This window comes from Okeania sp. SIO2F4 (genome assembly GCF_010672385.1).
Classification (GTDB): Bacteria; Cyanobacteriota; Cyanobacteriia; order Cyanobacteriales; family Microcoleaceae; genus Trichodesmium.
This window is the reverse complement of sequence record NZ_JAAHGT010000635.1, coordinates 1-5,787: the sequence shown is the minus strand read 5'-3', so window position 1 is coordinate 5,787 and position 5,787 is coordinate 1. Positions and strand designations below refer to the sequence as shown.

General features: G+C 37.4%; 3 protein-coding genes and 1 pseudogene. 2 read left to right on the top strand and 2 right to left on the bottom strand.

Annotated elements, in window-relative coordinates:
* Both F6K22_RS29285 and F6K22_RS29280 read right to left on the bottom strand, forming a co-directional pair.
* A partial coding sequence (locus F6K22_RS29285) for a hypothetical protein (RefSeq protein ID WP_293106220.1) occupies positions 1 to 2,251 on the bottom strand: 2,251 nt, incomplete at its 3' end.
* 438 nt (positions 2,252 to 2,689) lie between these two features.
* Complete coding sequence (locus F6K22_RS29280) at positions 2,690 to 4,417, bottom strand: diflavin flavoprotein (protein WP_293106217.1); 1,728 nt, start codon at positions 4,415 to 4,417, stop codon at positions 2,690 to 2,692.
* A gap of 208 nt (positions 4,418 to 4,625) precedes the next feature.
* Here F6K22_RS29280 and F6K22_RS29275 point away from each other — a divergent pair, with 208 nt between their 5' ends.
* Complete coding sequence (locus F6K22_RS29275; protein WP_293106214.1) at positions 4,626 to 5,231, top strand: hypothetical protein; 606 nt, start codon at positions 4,626 to 4,628, stop codon at positions 5,229 to 5,231.
* Between the two features lie 344 nt (positions 5,232 to 5,575).
* A pseudogene (locus F6K22_RS29270) lies at positions 5,576 to 5,787 on the top strand (THUMP domain-containing protein); the annotation flags it as partial.

Below are 5,787 nucleotides of genomic sequence, written 5' to 3'. Positions count from 1 at the left end.
TCTTAAGTGAGGTCTCTCTCTTTTGTGTTTGCAGTCCCGATGCTGTTTTATACCATTCAATTAGTATCTCTTTAAGCTCACTTGAAGTTTCCTGTGTATTATCTACACCCTCTGCTGCTCCTTCAGGTCTAAAACCACCCCCTGCGAACCCAAATATATTAGGTATGGCTTTTAAACCTCCTACAACTGCTTTCATTGACAATGAAACTAACTTGATCCTCTGCACTACTGCATAATATTTTTTAATTGTAGCATCAATGACGTCTATCAATGTCTTTTCATACTCATAAAGATCGTGTTCATCTTGAGTTTGTTTTTTCGTGGTTTCTTGAATCTCAATATTTTTTTGCAGAGCTTCAATTGTTTTTTCCTGCATCAATATTGCCGAATCAAATGAACCTAAACTGTCTGCTAAGTTTTGATATTGGATATTTTCATAATTCTCCCAATACTGCAGCAAATTAGTTGACCAGTTAATTAAATCTTGCACATAACCGCGAGCGCGACTAAGTATTTCATCAAACTCATAATTCAGAGTTCTGGTTGCAGATTGCCGAGGTTCTGTCAGTGAAACTCCAGCAAGAGCTGCTTGTTGCAATACCCTGGGGTCAATAGGAGGAGCAATTAAAGGTATATTCAACGGCGTTCCATCTATTGCTAACCAATGACGTAGATTGTATAATCGTTCCTCTATTGTCTGATAGAGTTTAATTATTTCTTCGTCATAAGGATCTATAAAATCGTTGTTTGTCACTTCTCCTAAAGTTGGATCGCTCCAGTCTTCTCCTACTTGAATACTTCCTAAAGATTCTGCGCTGTCTTTAAATAAATTCTTTGCCTCCACATAATACATTTTGGCTTGACGCAGGGTTTCTGTTGTAATCTGACGATAGTAGTAATCTCCCTGTTCTATCAAGTTTTGTATGTATTGACGAATAGTAGACAGACGATAATAATAGGGAATTTCACGAGCGATCGCATCTGGGTCATTAATACCCAAACTACTAATTCCGTTTGGTTGATATGCTAGAGGATAATTTCCCCAAGGACTATCTTTGAGGGTAGGGTCGTAAATATGCTTTAACCATTTCTTAGCTAAATCAAAATTCTGGGATTGAGTGTATTTGTAAGCTACCATTAATGGAATGTAGTGGAAGATTTCCCAAGCATATATGCCATAATACCCCCATAAATCCATATATTCATTAGGTTTGGGATCGGAGATATTAGAATAAGTCTCCGTATTTTCCAGTGCATTTAAGTAATGTTGAATCCCTTCTTCTTTGTATTGTTGATGAGCTAAATCAAAGAGTTCATGAATATCGTAATATGGGTGAGCTAGTTCAACTACTTGTTGAACAGCAGTAGAGTAGAGATTTGTTGCACAGAAGGAATCTTGATCGTAAGAAAACACTAGAAAACGTTGGTCAGCTAAACTTGGATCATTTTGTGTGTAGTTTCTAACGAAGACAGATTGTTCCATAGATTGATAAAGGACTCTAAACGTAAATAGTGTTTCTTCTTCGTTACCTCTGTAGCCCTCATCACCCAAAGCCATCCACTCAGTCAAAAGTTTAACCGTAATATCAAAGTCTTTTTGGTCTTCATTTTGGTTAAACTTAATAACACCACTTTTTAGTTCTATAAAAAGAGGATAATTCTCATTAGCATCTACGTAACTACCAATTAATTGAAAATCTATCTTGTCAAAGGAATTGTTGGTAGCAGTGAATTCTATCTTAGTGAAGTTATGGCTTATGTTATTCAGACTGGTAAAGGGGATATCAGGGTCATCTACTTCATAGGTAGTATTGTTTAAATAGTACCAGGCTTCTTGACAATCAAAGTCCCATTCTAAATAGATTTCATCATTCTTGATAAGAGGATCTCTCCATTTAAACTCAATTCCAGTTAACCACTCATTAGACCATTCCCGATTATCTGGTAGTATAGAGAGCCATTCTATAGAAGAGTATGTATTCTTTCTTGGCTCTATAATTACTGGTGCAGGAGGTAGTTTACTAATTCCATAATAACCATCTGGAATTTCATATTCTATTACAGAATTATAATCTGTTTTCACAAATGTCTCTTCTTTTGATGTAATAGATGAAAATAGGTTAAGGGATTTCTTAACACCAGCATCGAAATACATAAATATCTGGTGTGATGTTTGATCGAAATAAGGTTGGTAAATTTTAAGCTTCAGGTCTTGTAGAATATTTTCTCCTTTATAAGGGCTTTGTTGCATGAAAGTAGCGATATAGCTGCCGCACTTGCTCCGCCAACGCCAAAAACTCCCTTAGTGGAGTTAACTAGATTTCTACTCTGTAGCTCTGAGGTTTACTCTGCGCGAATCATCAGGTTGAGTATGGAACATTGTATAAACAACTCCACTGCCTGATTATCAAATTTTCGTCGTCGTAACTTGCCTCCAAAGAGGGCTTTGAGCCTGAACATGGTCTCAGGAGTCTAGCCGCAGCTATATACTTTCATGCAACAAAGCCGCTGATAGCTAATAGCTGACGGCTGTTGGCTTACATATCAGGAACGGGCAAGATGCCCATTCCACAGCTTTTCCCTTCCGGAATGCTCCGCAAACAGATGCCTAATTCTATGCACAAATTTTTAGGCTGATAGCTGTTAACGTAGTTCGGACCTAGGAGGCTAGCTAATAGCTGATAGCTAGTTAATAATGATTACCTACTTTTCTATGATGTACCGCAGGCAAAACATCTGAGTCACTAACTCGACCAGTATCAACCGCAGCATAAATAATCCAATGGTCGCTTGCCTCCATTCGACTTACTACTTTGCACTCCAAATAAGCGAGGGCATCACTTAAAATCGGACTACCATTTTTAGCCGTTTGAGTATTCACTCCCGCAAAACGGTCTGCACCGGGTGGAAAGCGCTTCAAAAAATGTCGCATTAATGCTTGATAGTTGTCTTCCCGCAATACGTTTAAAACAAAGCGATCGCCTGCTTGCATTAGTGCTTCAATAGCTCGGTCTTTTGCCACTGCAATAGAAACTCCCAATGGTTGAAAGCTAGCTTGCACTACCCAAGAAGCTAACATGGCACTACTAACCTCACCTTTAGTAGCAGTAATAATATACAAACCTCCACTCAAACGACCTAAAGCTTTATCCAGGTCACTATCAAGGGATTTCATTTGCTTGATATTTTCCTTCAAACTCAAAAGTTGTCCTGCATCTGTACCTGCTTCTTCGCACAACTTGTAAGTTGATTCTGAAGGTGTTTCTTTGATTAAAATATTGGGGAATGCTTGCTTGAGACCTAATTCTTTAAGTTTATTAGCTAGAGGATACACTGATAAGTCATCCCCACCACCAGATTCAAATAAACCATAAGCTTGTTTATTGTTAGCTGCTGCCACAATAGTGTTGAGTGCAGTTTCAGCTGTGCTAGCTATAGGACCTGTGGTGGGTGGTGCTCCAATGACGATTCCTTTTGCCATTTCTACCAGTTCCCTTACCTCTTGAGGCTCGGCAGATTTTAAGTCCATCATTTCTACTGCTACCCCTGTTTTGATTATCCCGTGGGCAATAGCTTGGGAGAGGCGATCGCTATAACCATAATCAGAGGTATAAAATACTGCGACTGTTGTCTCTGCTTTGCTTTTTGCTTTACTCCACTCTTCATAACGGTTTGTTAGTTCTACTAGATTATGACGTAGTAGGGGACCGTGACCGGTGGCAATGGTATTGATTTCTCCCAGTGCTTTCATACGTTTCATAGCATTTAAGACTGAGCGAGCATTTGGGGCCATGAGACATTCATAATAGAATTTATAATCTGCTTCTATGTCACTGAGGTTTTCATCATAAGTTTTGTCTGAGCAATAGTGCATACCAAAAGCATCACAGGTAAATAGGGTTTCGGTTTTACGATCGTAGCTAAATATTGTATCAGGCCAATGCAGATTTGGAGCCGAAACGAATTCTAAAACGTGACCATTACCTAAGTCTAATTGGTCTCCATTTTTGACAATTTGCTTATTAAATGGTATGTGAGTTAAATTTTCTAAGAATTGAATTGCTACTTTTGCCCCAACTACTGTAACTTGGGGAGCTAGTTCGATAATGTCTTTGACTAAACCACTATGATCTGGTTCGGTATGACTAATAATTAGGTAATCTATTTCGGTAGGTTTGATGATACCCCACAGGGTATCTAGGTATAACTGGCGAAACTTTTCATGGGATGTATCCACCAGGGCATTTTTTTCTCCTCGAATGATAAAGGAGTTATATGTGGTACCATTCTGTAGACCAAATTCTATATCAAAGCGATCGCGGTCCCAATCCAGGGAGCGAATGGCCGTTGTATCAGGAGCAATTTTATTTGTCTCTATTGTAAGTCTATTTTTTACTCGCTCTTTTATTGCTACCATCAGAGACCTCTCTCTAAAATAATGATTTTTATTTGCTTTTTAATATTTTTACACAATTTAACTATAAGTTTTTCATAGAAAATTTTATTAGATAGTTAAAAATATCAAATTAGACTGAATTTATTTTATTTTATCAGAGATATATGTCTCAATTTGTGGTATAATAATCAAGCTTTGCTACTATCCAATGGCAGAAAGGGGAGAAACAATGAAACACCGATTAGCCACCGTTGGAGGTTTGACAACGGCTTTAGTTTTAGGGACTGCAATTCTGCCATCCCAGGGACAGACCTGTTATGGATATGGCTCTGAAAAAGCAAATTATGAAACTACAAACTTTAAGATCAATATTTGCGAAACCCGGAAAGGTGAGTATATATTCATTAGTCAACCCAAAAATGGAACTGAGCAAGATTGGCTGATCGTTGGTAATGCTATAAAAAGAGGTAGTTCTTGGGAAGCTTATGACCCAGTACAAGGGATTGAATATATTATTGGCCCAGACCAATATCGTGTAGATTCAAGAACACAGAATGCACTCACCGAGCGTGTAATTAATTACCAAGCTAAAGGAAGAATTAAGTTAAAAACTTGTTATGTACTGAGACCAAATGGATTATATATTTTTGAGACACGCAACTCGGCAAGTCGTAGAGTTGGGGTAGTAGAAAATGGTCAAAGAATAGAAGTTACGGGAAATGAAGAAATTGGTAGTGGTACCCAAAGATTTATAGAAGTGACAAATCCATATCAAGGATATATAGTTTCTAGAGATAGTAATGGAAATTATATCTCAGATTGTTCTTCAATTTAGGGAATAGGGAATAGGGAACAGGCAACAGGGAAATAAGATGGTTCAATAATGGATAATGGATAATGGATAATTGATAATTACCTCTCCCTAAAACGGATTGGATTGAATAAAAGGAAAATTTTTTCTTATTTCTCCTTGCTCATGAGAGGCTTTAAACCTTAATTATTCGGTAAAAATTACCTCACTATCTTAAAAAGTTCTGTTGCTATACAAATAATTTTGTTTACCTATAATAAACTTGTCCAAAAATCAAAAATAAAATCAATTTTTATCCATAAATTATCAATTGCTTTTCCCGATTCCCTACTCCCTACTACCTAGTCCCTCTTTTCTGAAGAAGTCTAATGAATCAATATTATGCCAAAGTGGCTAAAGGGTTAGAAACTATTGCTGCTCAAGAATTAGAAAGTTTAGGGGCTAAAAATGTCTCTCCAGAATTTACTGGGGTAAGTTTCACTGGGGATAAGACTTTACTTTATCGGGTTAATCTTTGGGCAAGAACTATTTTTAGGGTATTGGTTCCTATTGCAGAAGTCAGAAAAGAGGGACTAGGTAG